The sequence below is a fragment of the Phytobacter sp. SCO41 genome (assembly GCF_003073275.1).
Taxonomy (GTDB): Bacteria; Pseudomonadota; Gammaproteobacteria; order Enterobacterales; family Enterobacteriaceae; genus Phytobacter; species Phytobacter diazotrophicus.
In genome coordinates, this window is record NZ_CP027225.1 from 2,948,087 (window position 1) to 2,968,933 (window position 20,847).

The following is a 20,847-nucleotide window of genomic DNA, read 5'->3' on the forward strand; positions in this document are numbered from 1 at the left end:
TAAGTCAGGGACGGGCATTTTGCTGAAACAGCGCTTGCTGCAACAGGCAGATTCGCGTAAAACTGTCAGCCGCTCTTTCAGCCACGAAAATACAAAATTATGTTTCAGGACAACCCGCTGCTCGCGCAGCTAAAACAGCAACTTCATTCCCAAACACCCCGTGCGGAAGGTGTCGTTAAAGCCACGGAAAAAGGCTTTGGTTTCCTCGAAGTCGATGCGCAAAAAAGCTACTTTATTCCGCCGCCGCAGATGAAAAAAGTGATGCACGGCGATCGAATTATCGCTGTGATCCACACAGAAAAGGAACGCGAATCCGCTGAACCTGAAGAGCTGGTTGAGCCGTTCCTGAGCCGTTTTGTTGGCCGGGTGCAGAAGAAAGATGACCGTCTTTCTATCGTTCCTGACCATCCGTTAATTAAAGATGTTATCCCCTGCCGCGCTGAACGTGGCGTGACGCACGATTTCAAAGATGGTGACTGGGCGGTTGCTGAAATGCGCCGTCATCCGCTCAAAGGCGATCGCAGCTTTTATGCTGAGCTGACGCAATTCATCACCTTCGGTGACGACCATTTTGTGCCATGGTGGGTCACCCTGGCACGTCATAATCTTGAAAAAGAAGCACCAAATGGTGTTGCGACCGCCATGTTGGATGAAGGCCTTGAGCGTATCGATCTGACCTCGCTGGATTTTGTTACCATCGACAGCGCCAGCACCGAAGATATGGATGATGCGCTGTATGTTGAAGAGACCGCCGAAGGCAAACTGCAACTGACCGTTGCGATTGCCGACCCAACCGCGTGGATCGCAGAAGGTAGCAAGCTGGACAACATCGCCAAAGTGCGTGCCTTTACCAACTACCTGCCAGGCTTCAACATTCCGATGCTGCCGCGTGAACTGTCTGATGACTTGTGTTCACTGCGCGCTAATGAAGTTCGCCCGGTACTGGCCTGCCGCATGACGCTGGATGCGCAAGGCGCTATCGAAGACAATATCGAATTCTTCGCCGCGACGATTACGTCAAAAGCCAAACTGGTTTATGACGAGGTCTCTGACTGGCTGGAAAACAGCGGTAGCTGGCAGCCACAAAACGAGGCTATCGCTACTCAAATTCGTCTGCTGCAGCGCGTATGTCAGGCTCGTTCTCAGTGGCGCCAGACCCATGCGCTGGTGTTTAAAGACCGCCCAGACTATCGCTTTATTCTTGGCGAAAAAGGCGAAGTGCTGGATATCGTTGCCGAGCCGCGTCGAATCGCAAACCGTATTGTGGAAGAGTCAATGATTGCCGCCAATATCTGCGCGGCTCGCGTACTGCGAGACAAGCTCGGCTTTGGCATTTATAACGTGCATTTGGGCTTTGACCCGGCGAACAGTGAACAGCTTGCCACGCTACTGAAAGGCCACGGAATGCACGTGGATGCGGAAGAAGTGCTGACGCTGGATGGCTTCTGTAAGCTGCGTCGCGAGCTGGACGCACAGCCGTCCGGTTTCCTCGACAGTCGCATTCGCCGCTTCCAGTCCTTTGCGGAAATCAGCATCGATCCAGGTCCACATTTTGGTCTGGGTCTCGAAGCTTACGCCACCTGGACATCCCCTATTCGTAAGTATGGCGATATGATCAACCATCGCCTGTTGAAAGCGGTAATCAAAGGTGAAACCGCAGAACGCCCACAGGCCGAAGCTACCGTGCAGATGGCTGAACGTCGTCGTCTTAATCGCATGGCGGAACGCGATGTTGGTGACTGGCTGTATGCCCGTTTCTTGCAGAATAAAGCCGGTACCGAAACCCGATTTAGTGCCGAGATTATCGATATCAGCCGTGGCGGCATGCGTGTTCGTCTGGTGGATAACGGCGCCATTGCGTTTATCCCGGCACCGTTCCTGCATGCAGTACGCGATGAATTAGTATGCAGCCAGGAAACCGGGACCGTGCAAATTAAGGGCGAAACCGTTTATAAAGTGACTGACGTTATTGATGTCACCATTGCGGAAGTTCGTATGGAAACCCGTAGTATTATCGCGCGCCCAGCCGCCTGATAAACCACGTTGTTTTGCTCCCTCTTTCATTCAGAGGGAGCAAAAATTTCTTTGTGAAAGCGATACCACCCTCATTTTTTTTCAAATCCTCACAAAAAGCATTAAAAGCGACCACAATAAAATAACTTTGCACATTTTTGCGGCGTTTTATCCATTTTTTCGCATCTGATGTTCTTTTGTACGGAACTCGTTTTATTATAAGATTGTAAATAAAAACAATACCTTCATCCCTGATTACCCCTTAATAAAAGGGGGTTAATCCGTCATTAGATGAGTAACCGTTGCGCTTTTTGGTGGGTTGGGAGACAGCATGAGAGACGATCAGGAACAGAATCTACTGTTTCGTTACCTGGGTTCCAGCAGCCCATTCTGGCGATTGACCGCTGACAGCAACGCATTACATTTCGCTCCTGATGAAGACTCTGAGTCAAGTCAGGTGGTGACACTTAATGATGAGCAGGCAACACAGCTACGACAAATGACCGTTATTACTTCCAGCCTGACTATGCATATATCTTTATTTGGCGATAATGTTCCCGTTCATTTAGTTGGCCGCAAAATCAATAAAACCGAGTGGGCCGGAACCGCGTCAGCGTGGAATGACACGTCATCCGTGGCACGGGATCTGGTTCAAGGGCTCTCCTTTGCCGAACAGGTTGTTTCCGAAGCCAATTCCGTAATCGTCATCCTCGATCGCCATGGCAATATCCAGCGCTTTAATCGACTTTGTGAAGAATATACGGGTTTAAAAGAGCAAGAGGTTATAGGGCAAAACGTTTTTAAACTCTTTATGAGCCATAACGAAGCCGAAGCCTCTAAACGCAATATCTCTGAATTTTTCCGTAACGGCGCTTCTTACGAAGTCGAACGCTGGATTAAAACGCGAAAGGGGCAACGTCTGTTCTTATTTCGCAATAAATTCGTACACAGCGGCAGCGGAAAAAACGAAATCTTCCTTATTTGTTCTGGCACCGATATTACCGAAGAACGTCGGGCACAAGAGCGTTTACGGGTTTTAGCGAATACCGACACCATTACCGGGTTGCCCAATCGTAATGCTATTCATGAGTTAATCAGCAACGCGATTGATAATCGTGGCGACACGCAAATTGGTATCGTTTACCTGGACCTGGATAATTTCAAAAAAGTAAACGATGCCTATGGCCATATGTTCGGCGACCAACTTTTACAGGCCGTGGCCCTGGCGATTTTAAGCTGTCTGGACGAAGGCCAGACTCTGGCGCGCCTGGGAGGTGATGAGTTTATTGTCCTGGCGACAGATTCGTCGCAAAGCGCGCTGGAGGCGATGGCTTCGCGTATTATCACCCGTCTGCGCCAGCCATTCCGGATTGGCCTAATCGAGATTTACACCGGTTGTTCGTTGGGGATTTCCCTTGCCCCACAGCATGGTAACGATCGCGAAAGCATTATTCGTAACGCCGATACCGCGATGTATATCGCAAAAGAAAACGGACGTGGGAAATTCTGTGTTTTCACTCCCGAGATGAATCAGCGGGTTTTCGAGTATTTATGGCTTGATACTAACCTGCGTAAAGCACTCGATAATGACCAACTGGTGATTCACTATCAGCCCAAAGTCACCTGGCGTGGTGAAGTGCGCAGCCTGGAAGCCCTGGTGCGCTGGCAGTCGCCGGAACGTGGGTTAATTCCGCCGCAGGATTTTATTGCCTATGCAGAAGAATCAGGGCTGATTGTGCCCCTGGGGCGCTGGGTTATGCTCGATGTCGTGCGTCAGGTTGCGAAGTGGCGCGATAAGGGCATCAATTTGCGTGTGGCGGTAAACGTCTCAGCACGGCAGTTAGCAGACCAGTCGATATTCAGCGATTTAAAACAGGCTTTGCATGATCTGAATTTTGAATATTGCCCGATAGACGTTGAACTGACAGAAAGTTGTCTGATTGAAAATGCGGATCTTGCGCTGTCGGTGATTCAGCAGTTCAGCGATTTGGGCTCTCAGGTACATCTCGACGACTTTGGTACCGGTTACTCTTCCCTTTCACAACTGGCGCGTTTTCCTATAGATGCGATAAAACTCGATCAATCCTTCGTTAAGGATATCCATAAGCAGTCTGTTTCGCAGTCACTGGTGCGGGCGATTGTTGCGGTCGCACAGGCGCTGAATTTACAGGTGATTGCCGAAGGGGTTGAAAATGCGAAAGAAGACGCCTTCCTTACCAAGAACGGCGTCAACGAACGGCAGGGATTTTTATTTGCTAAACCCATGCCCGCTGCCGTATTCGAGCGATGGTATAAGCGCTATCAGGCGCGGAAAAAGGGCTAGCTTGCTTTACTTAAACTGGTGGATGAATGCCGGTTCTGCAACTGCACCAGACGTTCCATATAAGCCACGTCTTTCGGTTGCAGGCAGAAGGCGGCATCAACCCAGTCTTCGGTAATGTCCATGAGCTCACTGCGAGGAAGCTGCATTACGCGCTGACGCGCGCGCAACATCGCGCGGACACCATTGAGCCGGGGTTGCAGCGTATCAATAAACGTACGTACAGCCAGATAGCTTTGTCCGGGCTCAAAAAGCTCATCCACCAGACCCTGGTGCGCATACCACTCCGCAGTATGAGACTCGCCTTTGTAGATCAATTCCTCCGCCAGTTTCATCCCTGAGCGACGGGCCACCAGCGAATAACCTCCCATGCCCGGGAACAAGTTAAAGGCAATTTCCGGAAATCCGAGGCGAGCATCGCGTTGCGCCAGGACAAAATGGTGCGCCAGCGCCGCTTCAAAGCCGCCGCCTAATGCACTGCCTTCGACCATGGCCAGCGAAATCGCGCCAGTATCGAACCCGCGAGACGCCGCATGTACGCAATCGACGCAAGCACGGGCATAGGCACGCAGTGCTTCCCGGCGGCCATTTTGAATGCACTCAACAAAGAAGTTCAGATCGCCCCCCACGTTGTACATGCCGGGTACCAGCGAGCCCGTTACCCAAAAATCGACGGCAAATCCCGCTTGCCGGACAAGCCAGGAGATGTTCATGATCTCTTCGATTAATACATGGTTAAAACAGGGCCGAGGCTGAGCGCGCAACATCATCCATACAGTGCGGCGTTCTTCTTCGTAGTAGCCCGAAAGTTGCGTAAAACGTTCATTATCCGTAAAAAGTTTACACGTAGCCTGGTTGATAACTGTCATAGACTTACTCCTCCGGAAATAAAAGCGCAGTGTGCGCAGAGCAAGACTAATCCAGCAGCAACCTTAGCTGTATGTAACTTAATGAATATATAATTGGTACTTATAATATTTTGAGATTTCGCTTTTCCCCTTCTCTTTTTACACTGTTTTCTGCATCATTCATTTTGTTAATTTTCAAACATAAAGGTGAAGACATGGCCGACATTGATGTAAAGCAACTGACCGGACGGCTCGATACCGTGCTGGACATTCTGGTTGCGGGCGATTACCAATCCGCCATTCGTAACCTGGAAATTCTGAAGGCTGAATTACAGCACCTTGATAACGCGGATAAATCCGCACCTGCAGGCACCCCTAAAACACCCTGGGAAGTCTGACTGATACCCTCTCGCGTTAGCGGACCACAGGAAGGTGGCGCCGTTATAGCTTTTTATTAATAGACGTAACGACTCTGAAAGTAGTGGACATGAATTCCCGACAACAATTAATACTGCAGACGGTAATCGATAAAGGGCGAATGAGCGTTTCGGATCTGTCAAAAATGACAGGGGTTTCCGAAGTGACCATCCGACAGGACCTCAATACCCTTGAAAAACAGAGTTACCTGCGTCGTACGCACGGTTTTGCCGTTCCGCTGGATAGCGACGACGTCGAAACGCGCATGATGAATAACTACACCGTAAAACGTGAGCTTGCTGACTACGCCGCATCGCTGGTAAGTGACGGCGAAACGGTATTTATCGAAAACGGTAGCTGCAACGCGCTGCTGGCCCGTCGTCTTGGTGAGCAACGTGGCATCACTATCATTACCGTTAGCAGCTATATCGCACATCTCCTTAAAGATGCCCTGTGTGACGTTATTCTGCTGGGCGGTATCTATCAGAAGAAGAGTGAAAGCGTCGTCGGCCCCCTTACCCGGCAATACGTTCAGCAAGTGCATTTCAGCAAGGCATTTATTGGTATTGATGGCTGGTTGCCTGATACCGGTTTTACCGGCAGAGATATGATGCGCTCTGACGTGGTTAACGCGGTGCTGGAAAAAGGCAACGAAGCCATTGTCCTGACCGACAGCTCAAAATTTGGCGCGGTGCATCCATACACGTTGGGCGTGGGCAACTGCTTTAATCGTGTAATCACCGATGCGGGTATCCCCGCAGATGCTCAGCGCCAGTTGCAGGAATCTGGTCTTCTGGTCGATATCGTCAACACAGCCGCTTCGCTTTAATAGAAACAGCCCGCTCAGTCGGGCTATCTCCTTCATATCTGAGACTATTCTGACCCGCCAATTAAGACTATTTACCCTGCCGGTAAAAATGTTCGGACGTAAAATTATATTCAGCGATATAACAGGACGTAACTATCACACGCGTGAATTTAGTAACACCTGCGCCATAAGGTTTTACGGAAAGTCTTTAGTACAGGCTAAAGGCACTATACTTAAAGAGAACACTTTCCGTGAATCAACTATTCAGGAGAAAGTATGATGATGTTAACAAGCAAAAAAATGGCAGCCGCTCTGCTGGCTGTAACCCTGGCAATGTCTCTGAGTGCTTGCGGTCACTGGTCTAAACGCGATCGTAATACCGCAATCGGTGCCGGCGCGGGTGCTTTAGGTGGTGCTGTCTTAACCGATGGTAGCACGCTGGGTACACTGGGTGGCGCGGCGGTTGGTGGTATTATCGGTCACCAGGTTGGTAAATAATTCGCTTCATCACGGCATTTAAAACAGAATAAAGATACTTTCTTTCAGGTCTGAATAAGCAGTATTAAAAAGGCCGCGATGAAAATCGCGGCCTTTCTCTTAGGCAGAAATCTTACCCGCCTGCCAGTTTAACTTTCATCCCTTTCGCTTCCAGTAACGATTTAAGCAAATCACGTTTATCGCCCTGAATTTCAATAACGCCATCTTTTACTGAGCCGCCGCAGCCACATTTCTTTTTGAGCTCAGCGGCTAAGGTTGCAAGCGCGGCGTCATCACCTTCAACACCGGTGATCAGGCATACCCCCTTCCCTTTACGGCCACTGGTCTGACGCTGTATACGCACAACGCCATCGCCTTTCGGGCGCTCAAAGGGCGCTTTTTCTTCATTAATTCGCCCGGTTTCGGTGGAATAGACCAGACGACTATTGTTATCGCTCATTACGCCTCCAGGCCAAGAGATGCGTTAATATCGCGCAGGGTCTGAGCAGGATCAGCAGACTGCGTGACCGGGCGACCAATCACCATATAATCTACACCGGCTGCCAGCGCCTGCTCCGGGGTCATAATGCGACGCTGATCGCCCACCTCACTGCCCTGCGGACGAATACCCGGCGTCACCAGTTTGAATTGTTGACCAAAAGCCGCTTTAAAGCGCACCGCTTCTTGCGCTGAGCAGACGACACCGTCCAGACCGCATTGCTGCGTCAGGCCCGCCAGACGTTCTGCGTATTCAGCAGGGGTAGCGGTAATACCTAATCCTTGCAGATCGCTGGCTTCCATACTGGTGAGTACCGTTACTGCAATAAGAAGTGGCGCATCGTTACCGAAAGGGAGAAGCGCCTCTTTGGCGGCGGTCATCATTCGTGCACCGCCAGAAGCATGTACGTTCACCATCCACACACCTAAATCTGCCGCTGCTTTTACCGCGTGCGCTGCCGTGTTTGGAATGTCATGAAATTTTAAGTCCAGAAACACGTCAAAACCGCGTTGTTGCAGGTCGCGAACCAGTTGCGGGCCAAACAGCGTGAACATCTCTTTGCCGACTTTCAGCCTGCAGTCACGGGGATCGATGCGGTCAACAAAGGCCAGAGCCTTATCACGGTTATCGTAGTCAAGCGCGACCACGACCGGAGAAGACGTTAACGCGCGGGAAATAGATGAAGCAGTGGACGTCATGATGAGACCTTCTTTGATGAGGGCACCCGCTCAGGCGCGAATAATAAACGGCGAGCATTCTACCTGTGCTAAAGCGGAATTGACAGGCTCCATTCACCCACTGCCAGGCGATGAGACTGCGGTGCTAAATCTGACGGGTGAAAAAAACCATTAGTATGTTGTAACTAAAGCGCGCTTTTTTTTAATACTACTGCCCGTCGAGACCGCGAATAGGCTTAACGGTCGACCAGGCACGGCAGGACGGGCAATGCCAGTACATCGTAAAGGCGGTAAAACCACATTTATGGCAGCGATAGCGCGGTTTGCTGCGAATTTGTTCGCCTACCATGTCGCGCAGTACCATCAGACTCTCTTTTGCGCGCCCTTCTTCCGCTTCGTTCAGATGGTAATCCATCAATTTATGGAAAACACGCATCGTTGGGTGGCGCTGCAATTGACGCGTGACGTACATCTGCGCAGGATCCTGCCCTTCGCGGTTTTCCATAATTTCCGCCAGCATCAATTCCGCTGTTGCGCCGGTGTTCTCTTCGACACAGCGCTGGAGGAACGCGGCCCACTCGTCCTGTTTGCCCAGATGCTGATAACACACCTGCAGCATTTCCAGCGTTTCGCTGACCAGTTCTTTATCCTGGTCGATGACACGCAGAAGGCTCTCTACCGCTTTGGCGTATTCCCCTTTTGCCATAAACACGCGTCCCATCATGATCGACACGCGCGGGCTATCGCGGTCGGCGGCCGCTCCTTTTTTCAGCAAGGCCATCGCCTTGTCCATATCGTCATTCCCCATTTGCTGTAACGCCAGTTCACAGTAAAAATGGGCAATTTCGCCTCGCTGCTTATCTTTACCAAGCTTAACCAGCCGCTCCGCAACATCAATGGCTTTCTGCCAGTCGCTGGTCGCCTGATAAATTTGCAAGAGCTGCTGGAGCGCGCTGATACGAAAATCTGTCTCATCAACAAGTTGATTGAACATATCTTCCGCACGGTCATACATCCCTGCGGCCATGTAGTCACGGCCCAGTTGCTGAACGGCAAGCAATCGCTGGTCATAAGAGAGCGACGCGCTTTCCATCAGGGTCTGGTGAATGCGGATAGCGCGATCGACTTCGCCGCGCGAGCGGAACAGGTTTCCGAGGGTAAGATGGGCTTCGACAGTGCCGGTATCCTCTTTGAGCATGTCGAGGAACAGGTCCACCGCCTTATCTTGTTGGTTGCTCAGAAGCAGGTTCATACCGGCTACGTAATCACGCGATAGCCGGTTTGCTTCGTCCTGCTTAGTTTGTTGAGCATTTCTGCGCCCCATGTACCAGCCGTATGCAGCCGCAACAGGTAACAGCAGAAACAACAACTCCAACATATACGATTATTCCTTTACTACCGGCGTACCGGGATTCACAGCAGCCGTGGTAGCAGGCGCGAGTTGATGCTCAAGTCGTTTAATTTTCCGCTCCGCACGCGCCAGAGAAACACGTACGCGCAGCCAGAACAGACCACAAATCAGCCAACCAATGACAAAACCAGCAGCAAAAAGAACGGCCAGTAATGTCGAGATGCGATATTCGCCCTGGGCGAGCAGATAATTGAAGGTCACCTGCTGATCGTTTTGTGCACCAAGCGTGACCGAAACGACAAAAATCGCCAGCACCAATAAGAAAATGAGTAAATATTTCACATTACTTCCCGTTATGTGGTTATGAGCGAATAAGTTATGTTCAACTGATTGCATCCAGCCTTATAAACTACCATTTTAGCGTCTGGCGGGAAACGGAAATGCGTGACACCTCATACTGATTTAGGGTCTAAATGCAGAATTTCAACTTTCCTGCTCCCTTTCGGCGATTTCCTGCTTCTCTTCGACGGGTGGCGTCAACGGTCCACACAGGCGTTGCGCAAGCCAGGTGGCGATTGTCACCAGCATCCAAGAGATGAGTGTCGCGACAACCAGATCGCGAGGCCAGTGCATGCCCAGCAGTAATCGGCTTCCCATGACACTTGTAGCCCACAGCAGTAACACGACAAGGGTCCAGGTACGACGACGAGGCCAAAGCAAACCGACACCAAGGAGCGCCCAACTTGCAGCAAACATGGTATGGCCTGAGGGGAAGGCAAACCCCGTTTCGTTTTGCCAGTGTTTGCGTAAAAACTCAGGAATAGCCGCCTGGTTGATCAACTGTGTTTCCACGAGTTGGCTTCGCGCTTTACGTTTCAGGCTGTAAAACTCATCGGATTGAATATTATGTGTTTTTTCAAGCCAGACCACAAATGGCCTGGGTTCCTGTACCCGTTCTTTCACCCAGGATTTCACCCCCTGGCCCGCAAGGATCGCACAGCCCAGGATAGCAAACAGCATGAGTGCCGCTTTTAATCGAAAACGCAGGCACCACAAAAACCAGCCGCAGAGAATCACATGGGTGATAATGCCCCAGGGTTGGGTCACGGTCTCCGTCATCCAGTACATTGCGCGCAGCCATCCACTGCTTTCCCCAGGCTGCCAGCGCCAGCCTGATATCCATACAACAACCGGCATAATTAACAGTATTCCCGCACCGACTGTCGTGCGCTTTGCAATAGAAAACATCTCTTCTCCTTTGATCTGTAACTTCACAATCATAACTGATAAATAACATTTTCGGGAAAAGTGCCAGATTTGTGCGTTTTAACAGCAATGCGTCAGGAGGTGGTTAGTGATGTAAAGCGCATTGTGGCAAAATGACGTTATACAAAAGGCCAATCGTCTGACGGCCAGCATAAATCTGGAGAATCACATGCAGCTTAAACGCGTGGCAGAAGCCAAACTGCCAACCCCATGGGGCGATTTCCTGATGGTGGGTTTTGAAGAACTGGCAACCGGGCAGGATCATGTTGCACTTGTCTTTGGGGATATTTCCGGGCAGTTACCGGTTCTGGCACGAGTCCATTCGGAATGCCTGACGGGCGACGCGCTGTTCAGCTTGCGCTGCGATTGCGGTTTTCAGCTCGAAGCGGCATTAACGCACATTGCCGAGGAAGGCCGGGGCGTATTGCTGTACCACCGCCAGGAAGGTCGTAATATTGGCCTGCTCAACAAGATTCGCGCCTATGCGCTGCAGGATCAGGGTTACGACACCGTGGAAGCAAACCATCAGTTAGGATTTGCCGCCGACGAACGCGACTTCACCCTGTGCGCCGATATGTTCAAACTGCTGGGTGTGGATGAAGTACGTCTGTTGACCAATAACCCACTCAAAGTCGAGATCCTCACCGAGGCCGGAATCAATATCGTTGAACGCGTGCCGCTGATTGTCGGGCGCAACCCGAAAAATGCGCACTATCTCGATACCAAAGCCGCGAAGATGGGTCATCTGCTGAGCGAATAACACTGAATATGCCGGGTAACTGTCACGCAGCCACCCGGCATAGCGGACGTTTAATGCAGCATATTGCGGATCACATAATGCAGAATGCCGTCGTTCTGGTAGTAGGTCAGCTCTGTGGACGTATCGATACGGCAGCGACAATTCACCACCTCTTGCGTACCGTCAGGGCGGGTTAACGTCACCGGAATGGTCGCACCGGGTGTAAGCTGATTCAGCCCGGCGATATCCAGTTTCTCTTCCCCGGTCAGCCCCAGCGTTTTACGCGTTGCGCCCTGCGGGAACTCCAGCGGTAAGATGCCCATCCCAATCAGGTTTGAGCGGTGGATACGTTCGAAAGACTCCGCAATCACCACCCGCACGCCCAACAGGCGCGGCCCTTTCGCCGCCCAGTCACGGCTGGAGCCGGAACCGTACTCTTTACCGGCAATGACCGCAAGCGGCGTACCCTGCTGCTGGTAGCGCATCGCGGCATCATAGATAGCAACCACTTCTTCACCCGGCAAATAACGGGTCATTCCCCCTTCCACACCGGGAACCATTTCGTTACGAATGCGAATATTAGCAAATGTGCCGCGCATCATGACTTCATGGTTACCGCGACGCGAGCCATACGAGTTGAAATCCCGCCGCTCGACGCCGTGGCTTTGTAGATAACGACCTGCGGGGCTATCGGCTTTGATGCTACCCGCCGGTGAGATATGGTCGGTGGTGACGGAGTCGCCGAGCATCGCCAGGATGCGCGCACCGTGAATATCCTCAACCGGTTTCGGACTCGCTTCCATATCCTCAAAGAACGGAGACAGCCGAATATAAGTTGAATCACCCTGCCAGTCGTAGGTGTCCGAGCTTTCCACCTGAATCGCCTTCCATTCCGCTGTCCCTTCGAAAACTTCTGCGTATTCTTTACGGAACATATCGGTGGAGACTTGCTCGACAGCGCGGGCGATATCCTGGCTGGATGGCCAGATATCTTTCAGATAGACCGGATCGCCTTTACGATCGTGACCCAGCGGATCCGTGGTCAGATTGATGTTCATATTACCCGCCAGCGCATAAGCGACCACCAGCGGCGGTGATGCCAGCCAGTTGGTTTTCACCAGAGGATGGATGCGCCCTTCGAAGTTGCGGTTGCCCGAGAGCACCGCGCCAACCGTGAGATCCCCCTGCTTGATGGCCTGCTCGATAGGTTCTGGCAGCGGCCCCGAGTTACCGATACAGGTAGTACAACCGTACCCGACGAGGTTGAATCCCAACTCATCGAGATACGGCGTTAGTTTCGCCTGAGCGAGGTAATCAGAAACCACTTTCGAGCCCGGCGCCAGTGAGGCTTTCACCCATGGCTGACGTTTTAACCCGGCCTTGACCGCGTTTTTTGCCAGCAACCCCGCAGCCATCAGGACACTTGGATTCGACGTGTTAGTGCAAGAGGTAATCGCAGAGATCACTACCGCGCCGTCAGGAAGCTCATGTTTTTCACCTTTGAACACGTACTCTACTGGCTTACGATCCTTCTGGGCAGTATTGAGTTCCAGTTCAGTACTGGCAGCAAAAGCTTTAGGCACATCTCCCAGGGCCACACGGTCCTGGGGACGTTTCGGCCCGGCCAGGCTGGCTTCAACATCATTCATGTTCAGTTCAAGCGTGCTGGTAAAGATGGGCTCGTCGCCTGGGTTACGCCACATCCCCTGCGCTTTGGCATAAGCCTCAACGAGGCTAACCTGCTCTTCGCTACGCCCGCTAAGACGCATGTACTCAAGCGTTACGCCATCAATCGGGAAAAAGCCGCAGGTCGCGCCATACTCCGGCGCCATATTGGCAATAGTCGCCCGGTCAGCCAGAGGAAGCGAGTCCAGGCCATCACCGTAAAACTCAACGAATTTGCCCACTACGCCATGCTTGCGCAGCATCTGGGTTACGGTCAAAACGAGGTCTGTGGCGGTGATCCCTTCGCGTAATTTACCGCTCAGTTTGAATCCGACCACATCAGGAATCAGCATGGAGACGGGTTGGCCCAGCATAGCCGCTTCCGCTTCAATCCCCCCAACACCCCACCCCAGCACGCCGAGACCGTTGATCATCGTGGTATGCGAGTCGGTTCCCACCAGGGTGTCCGGATACGCCACCCACTCTTTGTCCTGTAATTCGCTCCATACCGCTTTGCCCAGATATTCCAGATTGACCTGGTGGCAAATTCCGGTTCCCGGCGGTACGACGCTAAAACGGCTGAACGCCTGCTGTCCCCAGCGCAGGAAAACATAGCGCTCGTGATTACGTTCCATTTCAAGGCGGACGTTCTCTTCGAAAGCGTCATCATCACCAAAATGATCGACAGTGACGGAGTGGTCGATAACGAGATCAACGGGGGAAAGCGGATTCACTTTAGCGGTATCGCCACCGAGACGTTTAACCGCCTCACGCATGGCGGCAAGGTCGACCACCGCCGGGACGCCGGTAAAGTCTTGCATCAAAACGCGGGCGGGACGGTAAGCAATTTCACGGTCGGCATGGGCTGTTTTCAGCCATCCCGCAAGGGCACGGATATCTTCTTCTGTGACAGAATCGTCATCCTGCCAGCGCAGGAGATTTTCGAGTAATACTTTTAGCGACTTGGGTAGACGCGCAATATCCCCAAGTTCCTTTGCGGCCAGCGGCAAGCTGTAGTAGTGATACGTTTTATTCTCTGCCTGCAACGTGTCCTTACTGGCTTCGCGTAGGGTAGACGACATAAGCTCCTCCTTAATAACAGGGATAGCGAAACCCTGATGCTTATCAGGGTCTGTATTAAAGATAACACAAACATGTCGTAACGTTTTTATAACAACTCAAAAGGCTAAATCTTGAGGTCAGGCGGGCAAGTGCTGGAGAGTAAAGCAAAAAACCTCGCCTGAGCGAGGTTTTTCAATTGATTAGGATAACCATATCCTGATGAGCTCTCCCCAAAACAACAGGGAAAAAGAAAACGCGCTCATCCATGACCAGTATTTTACAGAACGGCGATTATTCATCATATACACACCAAAGAATGTATTCATAGAAGCTGCGTTGAGACGCAATTTATTATTGCTGTGGTGTATTTATTTAACAGTACACAAGTACACATCAGAATCACGAGTTAATTACCTCGCTAATTCTAATGATAACAATTATTGTTTTGGCACTTCGTCTTCCGCGAAGATGTCAATAAACGCTTGCTGCTGAGGCGTCAATTTCCAGGACGCCGGAACAGTAGTTGAAGCTTGCGGTTTCGCTGCTTTCGGTTTGTCATGCGGATGACACACTTGCTTCACTGGCTCAGAGCGACCTGTCACAGCCATTTTAACCCCAGAATTTCCAGATAATTAACGCTACCACGACCCAAAAGACGGCAGAACCCAGAAATACCGCCAGCCACGCTTTACGCTTGAGCTGCGGGTCCCTTTGCGGTTCTTCGCTTCCTGATGGCATTGCTAACCTCGTACAATCGACATCACTTATCATTTTAGGCACCAACAATCGGTACAATTAATCATGGATGAGATAAATCCTAAAGAAACTTTAGTCGAAAAGCTAGTGAATTTACGCATCCTGTTCAAAGAATATTTAATCTTTTGACCGCAAATAAATTATTGAAGTGAAAAATTTGCGAAGGGGCAATTTAGTTTCTATGTTTGTCGCAAATTTATGACAGATTATGTAACAGGAGGGAAAATCAATCAGGCAAAAGTATCAGATGGAAATAAGAGGATGATAACAATAATTCGACTTAGGGAAGGTTAAGGGGTTCCTTTTGCTATAAAAGGCTACCCCGCTAACATTATTTTTCCGGAAGTTTAATGTCCTTAAACATCGCCTCAATATCTTCGTTCGAACGTAACGCCACGGCGGCGTCAACCACATCACGCGTCAGGTGTGGCGCAAAGCGCTGAATGAAATCATACATGTAGCTGCGCAAGAACGTGCTGCGACGAAAACCGATCTTGGTCGTACTGTGGCTGAAAATTTCCTGCGCATCCAGTTTTACCAGATCCGGGTCGGAAATCGGGTCGACGGCCATACTGGCAATCACCCCTACACCAAGCCCCAGACGCACATAGGTTTTGATAACGTCCGCATCGGTCGCCGTAAAGACAATACGCGGCGACAGCCCTGCCCGATTGAAGGCGGTATCCAGCTCAGAACGCCCGGTAAAACCAAAGGTGTATGTCACCAGCGGATATTGCGCCAGCTCCTCAATCGACACCGACGGCTTACCTGCCAGAGGATGATCCGGGGTCACCACAATCGAGCGATTCCAGTGGTAGCACGGAAGCATCACCAGGTCGTCATAGAGATGCAGTGCTTCGGTAGCGATAGCAAAATCCGCATTACCTTTGGAGACAGCTTCCGCAATTTGCGTTGGCGACCCCTGATGCATATGTAACGAGACCCGGGGATAACGTTCGATAAATCCCTTAATCACGTTGGGTAACGCATAACGCGCCTGCGTATGGGTGGTCGCAACATAGAGCGAGCCTTTATCCGGCCAGGTATGTTCCCCCGCCACCGATTTAATGGCGTCAACTTTAGAGAGAACTTCGCGGGCAATACGGATGATTTCCTGTCCGGCTGGCGTTACCTGCGTGAGGTGTTTACCGCTGCGGGCAAAGATCTGTATCCCCAGTTCATCTTCAAGCATGCGAACTTGCTTACTGATGCCTGGCTGAGAGGTATAAAGACCTTCTGCCGTTGAGGAGACGTTGAGATTATGGTTCACCACTTCAACGATATAGCGAAGCTGCTGTAATTTCATGAAAGACCATCCAAATTCGCGCAAACGGGCAATCGCTTAAGACGATTTCATAATAAAAAAGGATTTAACTATAACCACTATATCATTTATATCTTCTATGTATAGATTCGAACAAAAAATAATAACCATGTTATAAAAAAAGGGCCGGATAACCGGCCCTCAATTTAAGCTATTAATCTTACAGCGTTATTTTTTGGCTTCCGCCCATTTCCCATCAACGTAAAACGCCGACCAGTTTGTCGCTTTGCCGTCTTTTTCCGACGCAACATACTGCTGTTTCGTTTTACGACTAAAACGGACAATGGTCTTATTCCCTTCCGGATCCTGTTGCGGCGCATCCGCCAGATAACGCAGTTTTTCCGGCAAACGGTCGCGGAAGCGATATAACTCTTCCACTAACGGTGCACGCGTTTCGCGCGATTTCGGGAAGGTGTTAGCCGCAAGGAAAACCCCGGCTGCGCCGTCACGCAGAACGAAATACGCGTCCGATTTTTCGCACGGCAGTTCCGGCAACGGAACCGGATCTTCTTTCGGTGGCGCGACTTCGCCATTACGCAGGATCTTACGCGTGTTTTTGCAGTCGTCGTTGGTACAGGCCATGTACTTACCGAAACGTCCCATTTTCAGGTGCATTTCAGAGCCACATTTTTCACACTCAACCACCGGACCGTCATAACCTTTGATGCGGAACTCGCCCTCTTCGATTTCATAACCGTCACAGGTCGGGTTATTACCGCAAACATGTAGTTTACGTTTCGGATCGATCAGGTAGCTGTCCATCGCCGTACCGCACTTAGTACAACGGCGTTTGGCGCGCAACGCATTGGTTTCCGCGTCGTCGCCTTCCAGCACGTTCAATACTTCATTTTCCGGCACCAGGTTAATGGTGGTTTTGCAGCGCTCTTTTGGTGAAAGTGCATAACCGGAGCAACCGAGGAACACCCCGGTACTGGCGGTACGGATCCCCATCTTACGACCGCAAGTCGGGCAATCAATGCTGGTAAGCACCATCTGATTCGGGCGCATGCCGCCTTCATCCGGATCTCTTTCCGCCTGGTCAAGTTGACGGGAGAAATCGCCGAAGAAACTGTCCAGCACCTTCTTCCATTCCGCTTCGTGGTTTGCCACCTGGTCGAGACGGTCTTCCATCTGCGCGGTGAAATCGTAATTCATCAACTCACGGAAGTTCTCTTCCAGACGGTCGGTAACAATTTCACCCATTTTTTCCGCATAGAAGCGACGGTTTTCCACGCGCACATAGCCACGGTCCTGAATGGTCGAAATGATCGACGCATACGTTGACGGACGGCCAATGCCACGTTTTTCCAGCTCTTTAACCAGTGACGCTTCACTAAAGCGCGCAGGCGGTTTGGTGAAGTGCTGAGCAGGTGTCAGATCAATCAGCGACAGGACATCACCCGTGTTTACCGCTGGCAGCGTACGGTCTTCATCGCCTTTACGCAGCGCTGGCATCACCTTCGTCCAGCCATCGAAACGCAAAATGCGACCGCGTGCTTTCAGGCGATAATCACCCGCGCCCACGGTAATAGTGGTGGAGTCGTATTGCGCCGGCGTCATCTGACAGGCGACAAACTGGCGCCAGATCAGTTGATACAGTTTCTGCGCATCAGTTTCCATATCTTTTAGGGCGTCAGCCTCAACCCCAACATCGGAGGGACGAATCGCTTCGTGCGCTTCCTGGGAGTTCTCTTTGCTGGCGTACTGGTTGGCATTTTCCGGCAGATATTTTTTGCCGTACTTATCACCAATAAAGGTACGCACCATGCTGACCGCATCCTGACTCAGGTTGGTGGAGTCAGTACGCATATAAGTGATGTAACCCGCTTCGTACAGGCGCTGGGCCATCATCATGGTTTTCTTCACGCCGAAGCCAAGACGGGTACTTGCCGCCTGCTGCAGTGTGGAAGTAATAAACGGTGCGCCCGGCTTACTGCTGGTCGGCTTGTCTTCGCGCTCAAGCACCGTATAACGGGCTTTTTCGAGCAGGCTAACTGCCGCCATCGTTTGTTCGCGGTTAACCGGACGGAAAGGTTTATCCCCTTCGTGCGTCACCTGGAGTGGCAGAGAATCGCCACCCGGCGTTGCGGCATTAGCGTCAACTTCCCAGTACTCTTCCGGAACGAAGGCTTTAATTTCGCGTTCACGCTCAACTACCAGACGCACAGCAACCGACTGTACTCGGCCAGCGGACAGGCCACGGGCAATCTTCTTCCACAACAGTGGAGAAACCATGTAACCCACCACGCGGTCCATAAAGCGCCGCGCCTGCTGGGCATTCACACGATCAATGTTCAGCTCGCCCGGCTTTTCGAACGCCTGGCGAATCGCATTTTTGGTGATTTCGTTAAACACCACGCGGCTATAGCGCGTTTCATCGCCACCGATCACTTCCCGCAGGTGCCATGCAATGGCTTCCCCTTCGCGGTCAAGGTCGGTTGCGAGATAGATATGGTCGGCTTTTTCAGCGAGCGATTTCAGCTCAGAAACCACCTTCTCTTTTCCGGGCAGCACTTCATAGTGCGCATCCCAGTTGTGCCATGGGTCAATGCCCATGCGATTGACGAGAGCGCCGCGTTCATCCTTTTTAGGCTTCTTAGCCGTTTTGGTGGAGGCAGAGTCAGCGCTCTTTTTAGGTGCTGAGCCACTGGTCGGCAAATCGCGGATATGACCTACGCTGGATTTCACCACGTAGTCATTACCCAGATACTTATTGATCGTTTTGGCTTTTGCCGGGGACTCAACGATGACGAGAGCTTTACCCATATTCACCTTTACCTAATAAAATTCTTCCAGGAATACGTCGCACATTGATTCACCTTCCGCTGGCGACGAGCCAATGATATTGCGGTGGCGACAATGGATATCAACCCTTTTCTTGACCATAAGCGAAAGTAATCGCTAGCAGATGATTGAGTTAACAGGCTTTTTCGCTAGTCTACGATACAGCACGACGATTTTACGGTCGAATGTCAAGCAAATCTGTTGCCAGATTGACGAAAGGGTCACACTGTACCTGATAAAATTTGTTACGCAACTTTATTAGCATGCAAATTCGAATCACGCCAGCACTACCGTAACGGGAAACCCCTTGCCTGCACAGGGAAAATTTGCCCCTGGGCCGCGTGGGGCGTAAACTTGTTAAATTTTTAAGGAGGGGCGAAATGGAGCCGACTAAGCAACCTATCGATCGTCAGTCTCTGCTTGAGCTGGCAAACCAACTTATCCGCGATCATGAAGACACACTGTCCGGCATTGAAGCAACCGGCGTAAGCCAGCGCAACGGGGTGCTGGTGTTTAGCGGCGAGTATTTTCTGGATGAACAGGGGCTGCCGACCGGGAAAAGCACTGCAGTGTTCAATATGTTCAAATATCTGGCGCATGAACTGTCTGAAAAATACCATCTGATCGATTAAACAAAAACGCGAGGCCATGGCCTCGCGTTTTTGTTTGTACTCGCCTTACATCAGCGGTTTCTGTCCGCGCTGCCACCAGCGCATCAGCAACCGGTCTGCGCTTTCTGCAGCGCTTCCGGTAAAGCGGTCGATGAGCTTTTTGCGCTGCTGATAGCGCAAGCCAATGACCTCATGGCTCTCAAACAGCCCCAGCAGCAGCTCGTCACTGGTACCGACCGCATCGACCAGCCCTTTTTCCAGTGCCTGCGAACCATACCAGTGCTCGCCGGTCGCTACCTGTTCTATATCCAATTGCGGGCGCATCTGATGCACAAAGCCTTTGAACAGGTCATGCGTTTCATTGAGGCTCTCGCGGAATTTCTGCCTTCCCTCTTCGGTGTTTTCACCCAACAGAGTCAGCGTGCGTTTGAACTGCCCGGCGGTATGCAGTTCGATATCAATCTCTTTACCTTTCAGGAAGCGGTTGAAGTTGGGGATCTGCGCCACAACGCCAATCGATCCAATAATAGAAAACGGCGCCGCAACAATTTTATCCGCCACGCAGGCCATCATATAACCGCCGCTGGCGGCGACTTTATCAACCGCGACGGTGAGCGGAACCTGCTTATCGCGCAGACGCTGCAACTGCGACGCAGCCAGCCCGTAACCATGAACAACGCCACCGGGGCTTTCCAGACGGAGAACCACCTGATCTTCTGGCTTCACCAGCGTCAACACTGCGGTTACCTCTTCGCGCAGCGCGCCCACTTCATGGGCATCCATGCTGCCTTTAAAGTCCAGCACCCAGGCGCGTGGTTTGCCCGCTGAGGCCATGTCGCCAGATTTTGCTTTGGCCTTTGCCGCTTTTGCATCCTGTTTGGCTTTTTTCTTTTGGGCTTTATGCCACAGCTTTTGCTGCTGGCTGTCCAGCAACGCCACAGCCATCTCTTCCTGCATTTCCTTATAGTCTTCGCTCATGCGGGTAATACGTAATTCCCCCCGCTGACGTTTGCGCTGTGTCAGATTAACAATAAGAATTGCGACCACCGCAATCGCAACCACAACAGTCGCAATTTTGGCTAAAAACAAACCATATTCAGACAGTAATTCCACGCATTCCACCTTGGTTCAGCCACTTAACAATCGCATTCAGTGTACATGAGCCTTTCTGGCGAGTCTCGCATTGCCACCCTTTCGGATATTCAGTCGACCAGTTTCAGCACATTCCGC

General features: G+C 51.3%; 20 protein-coding genes. 7 read left to right on the forward strand and 13 right to left on the reverse strand.

Translation table 11 applies throughout. From position 1 onward, the window contains the following. Positions 1-99: 99 nt before the first annotated feature. Positions 100-2,034, forward strand: a complete 1,935-nt coding sequence (locus C5523_RS14280; RefSeq protein WP_108701375.1) for an exoribonuclease II — start codon at positions 100-102, stop codon at positions 2,032-2,034. A gap of 310 nt (positions 2,035-2,344) precedes the next feature. After that, entirely contained in the window at positions 2,345-4,336 is a 1,992-nt protein-coding gene (pdeR, locus tag C5523_RS14285) for a cyclic di-GMP phosphodiesterase (RefSeq protein ID WP_039076942.1), read from the forward strand. On the opposite strand, the gene C5523_RS14290 is transcribed toward pdeR, so the two are convergent. After that, positions 4,333-5,202 carry a crotonase/enoyl-CoA hydratase family protein gene (locus tag C5523_RS14290; protein WP_108701376.1) on the reverse strand — a complete coding sequence of 290 codons (870 nt, stop codon included), beginning with the start codon at positions 5,200-5,202 and terminating at the stop codon, positions 4,333-4,335. The genes pdeR and C5523_RS14290 overlap by 4 nt on opposite strands. Positions 5,203-5,396: 194 nt before the next feature. Here C5523_RS14290 and C5523_RS14295 point away from each other — a divergent pair, with 194 nt between their 5' ends. The 3 genes from C5523_RS14295 (at position 5,397) to osmB (ending at position 6,904) form a co-directional block, all read left to right on the forward strand. Continuing rightward, positions 5,397-5,579, forward strand: coding sequence for a hypothetical protein (locus tag C5523_RS14295; protein ID WP_039076940.1), 183 nt, complete (start codon positions 5,397-5,399; stop codon positions 5,577-5,579). A gap of 89 nt (positions 5,580-5,668) precedes the next feature. Then, positions 5,669-6,427, forward strand: coding sequence for a DNA-binding transcriptional regulator YciT (locus tag C5523_RS14300; protein WP_039076939.1), 759 nt, complete (start codon positions 5,669-5,671; stop codon positions 6,425-6,427). A 258-nt stretch (positions 6,428-6,685) separates the two neighbouring features. Beyond that, on the forward strand, positions 6,686-6,904 hold the full coding sequence (gene osmB, locus C5523_RS14305) for an osmotically-inducible lipoprotein OsmB (protein ID WP_039076988.1): 219 nt from the start codon (positions 6,686-6,688) through the stop codon (positions 6,902-6,904). A 112-nt stretch (positions 6,905-7,016) separates the two neighbouring features. Here the strand turns inward: osmB and yciH are convergent, their stop codons facing one another. The 5 genes from yciH to pgpB form a co-directional block, all read right to left on the reverse strand. After that, positions 7,017-7,343 (reverse strand): stress response translation initiation inhibitor YciH, encoded by a 327-nt coding sequence (yciH, locus tag C5523_RS14310; protein WP_108701377.1) that lies wholly within the window; start codon positions 7,341-7,343, stop codon positions 7,017-7,019. Beyond that, positions 7,343-8,080, reverse strand: coding sequence for an orotidine-5'-phosphate decarboxylase (pyrF, locus tag C5523_RS14315; RefSeq protein ID WP_071194087.1), 738 nt, complete (start codon positions 8,078-8,080; stop codon positions 7,343-7,345). Before pyrF ends, yciH begins: the two co-directional genes overlap by 1 nt. Positions 8,081-8,267: 187 nt before the next feature. Next, entirely contained in the window at positions 8,268-9,437 is a 1,170-nt protein-coding gene (gene lapB / locus C5523_RS14320) for a lipopolysaccharide assembly protein LapB (protein ID WP_039076936.1), read from the reverse strand. Between the two features lie 6 nt (positions 9,438-9,443). Further along, positions 9,444-9,752: a LapA family protein gene (locus C5523_RS14325; RefSeq protein WP_039076935.1), complete on the reverse strand. Its 309-nt coding sequence runs from the start codon at positions 9,750-9,752 to the stop codon at positions 9,444-9,446. A gap of 141 nt (positions 9,753-9,893) precedes the next feature. Continuing rightward, a complete protein-coding gene (gene pgpB / locus C5523_RS14330) occupies positions 9,894-10,658 on the reverse strand; it encodes a phosphatidylglycerophosphatase B (protein ID WP_071194085.1) in 765 nt (254 codons plus the stop codon). Positions 10,659-10,845: 187 nt separating this feature from the next. Between pgpB and ribA the strand changes: the two genes are divergently transcribed. Next, complete coding sequence (gene ribA / locus C5523_RS14335) at positions 10,846-11,436, forward strand: GTP cyclohydrolase II (RefSeq protein ID WP_039076933.1); 591 nt, start codon at positions 10,846-10,848, stop codon at positions 11,434-11,436. A 50-nt stretch (positions 11,437-11,486) separates the two neighbouring features. On the opposite strand, the gene acnA is transcribed toward ribA, so the two are convergent. From acnA to topA, 6 genes are all read right to left on the reverse strand, one after another. Further along, positions 11,487-14,162, reverse strand: coding sequence for an aconitate hydratase AcnA (acnA, locus tag C5523_RS14340; protein WP_071194084.1), 2,676 nt, complete (start codon positions 14,160-14,162; stop codon positions 11,487-11,489). Between the two features lie 180 nt (positions 14,163-14,342). Next, on the reverse strand, positions 14,343-14,441 hold the full coding sequence (gene ymiC, locus C5523_RS27705) for a small membrane protein YmiC (RefSeq protein WP_334312449.1): 99 nt from the start codon (positions 14,439-14,441) through the stop codon (positions 14,343-14,345). 138 nt (positions 14,442-14,579) lie between these two features. After that, positions 14,580-14,750: a hypothetical protein gene (locus C5523_RS27435; RefSeq protein ID WP_165158723.1), complete on the reverse strand. Its 171-nt coding sequence runs from the start codon at positions 14,748-14,750 to the stop codon at positions 14,580-14,582. A 1-nt stretch (position 14,751) separates the two neighbouring features. Next, the gene (locus C5523_RS14345) at positions 14,752-14,913 is read right to left on the reverse strand and encodes a YmiA family putative membrane protein (RefSeq protein WP_075203587.1); all 162 of its coding nucleotides are present in this window, start codon (positions 14,911-14,913) and stop codon (positions 14,752-14,754) included. A gap of 316 nt (positions 14,914-15,229) precedes the next feature. Beyond that, positions 15,230-16,204, reverse strand: a complete 975-nt coding sequence (gene cysB, locus C5523_RS14350) for an HTH-type transcriptional regulator CysB (RefSeq protein WP_039076931.1) — start codon at positions 16,202-16,204, stop codon at positions 15,230-15,232. A 186-nt stretch (positions 16,205-16,390) separates the two neighbouring features. Next, positions 16,391-18,988 carry a type I DNA topoisomerase gene (topA, locus tag C5523_RS14355; RefSeq protein WP_039076930.1) on the reverse strand — a complete coding sequence of 866 codons (2,598 nt, stop codon included), beginning with the start codon at positions 18,986-18,988 and terminating at the stop codon, positions 16,391-16,393. 398 nt (positions 18,989-19,386) lie between these two features. Between topA and C5523_RS14360 the strand changes: the two genes are divergently transcribed. Then, on the forward strand, positions 19,387-19,638 hold the full coding sequence (locus C5523_RS14360; protein WP_039076929.1) for a YciN family protein: 252 nt from the start codon (positions 19,387-19,389) through the stop codon (positions 19,636-19,638). Between the two features lie 45 nt (positions 19,639-19,683). On the opposite strand, the gene sohB is transcribed toward C5523_RS14360, so the two are convergent. After that, positions 19,684-20,730, reverse strand: a complete 1,047-nt coding sequence (sohB, locus tag C5523_RS14365; protein WP_039076928.1) for a protease SohB — start codon at positions 20,728-20,730, stop codon at positions 19,684-19,686. Positions 20,731-20,847 lie beyond the last annotated feature (117 nt).

What these genes read in the sequence shown, in the direction of transcription:
- C5523_RS14300 (WP_039076939.1), top strand. Translation starts at nt 5,669, where the DNA reads ATGAATTCCCGACAACAATTAATACTGCAGACGGTAATCGATAAAGGG.
- cysB (WP_039076931.1), bottom strand. Translation starts at nt 16,204, where the DNA reads ATGAAATTACAGCAGCTTCGCTATATCGTTGAAGTGGTGAACCATAAT.
- osmB (WP_039076988.1), top strand. Translation starts at nt 6,686, where the DNA reads ATGATGTTAACAAGCAAAAAAATGGCAGCCGCTCTGCTGGCTGTAACC.
- C5523_RS27435 (WP_165158723.1), bottom strand. Translation starts at nt 14,750, where the DNA reads ATGGCTGTGACAGGTCGCTCTGAGCCAGTGAAGCAAGTGTGTCATCCG.
- ymiC (WP_334312449.1), bottom strand. Translation starts at nt 14,441, where the DNA reads ATGAATAATCGCCGTTCTGTAAAATACTGGTCATGGATGAGCGCGTTT.
- pgpB (WP_071194085.1), bottom strand. Translation starts at nt 10,658, where the DNA reads ATGTTTTCTATTGCAAAGCGCACGACAGTCGGTGCGGGAATACTGTTA.
- ribA (WP_039076933.1), top strand. Translation starts at nt 10,846, where the DNA reads ATGCAGCTTAAACGCGTGGCAGAAGCCAAACTGCCAACCCCATGGGGC.
- C5523_RS14280 (WP_108701375.1), top strand. Translation starts at nt 100, where the DNA reads ATGTTTCAGGACAACCCGCTGCTCGCGCAGCTAAAACAGCAACTTCAT.
- lapB (WP_039076936.1), bottom strand. Translation starts at nt 9,437, where the DNA reads ATGTTGGAGTTGTTGTTTCTGCTGTTACCTGTTGCGGCTGCATACGGC.
- pdeR (WP_039076942.1), top strand. Translation starts at nt 2,345, where the DNA reads ATGAGAGACGATCAGGAACAGAATCTACTGTTTCGTTACCTGGGTTCC.
- C5523_RS14345 (WP_075203587.1), bottom strand. Translation starts at nt 14,913, where the DNA reads ATGATAAGTGATGTCGATTGTACGAGGTTAGCAATGCCATCAGGAAGC.
- C5523_RS14360 (WP_039076929.1), top strand. Translation starts at nt 19,387, where the DNA reads ATGGAGCCGACTAAGCAACCTATCGATCGTCAGTCTCTGCTTGAGCTG.
- yciH (WP_108701377.1), bottom strand. Translation starts at nt 7,343, where the DNA reads ATGAGCGATAACAATAGTCGTCTGGTCTATTCCACCGAAACCGGGCGA.
- topA (WP_039076930.1), bottom strand. Translation starts at nt 18,988, where the DNA reads ATGGGTAAAGCTCTCGTCATCGTTGAGTCCCCGGCAAAAGCCAAAACG.
- pyrF (WP_071194087.1), bottom strand. Translation starts at nt 8,080, where the DNA reads ATGACGTCCACTGCTTCATCTATTTCCCGCGCGTTAACGTCTTCTCCG.
- acnA (WP_071194084.1), bottom strand. Translation starts at nt 14,162, where the DNA reads ATGTCGTCTACCCTACGCGAAGCCAGTAAGGACACGTTGCAGGCAGAG.
- C5523_RS14290 (WP_108701376.1), bottom strand. Translation starts at nt 5,202, where the DNA reads ATGACAGTTATCAACCAGGCTACGTGTAAACTTTTTACGGATAATGAA.
- C5523_RS14295 (WP_039076940.1), top strand. Translation starts at nt 5,397, where the DNA reads ATGGCCGACATTGATGTAAAGCAACTGACCGGACGGCTCGATACCGTG.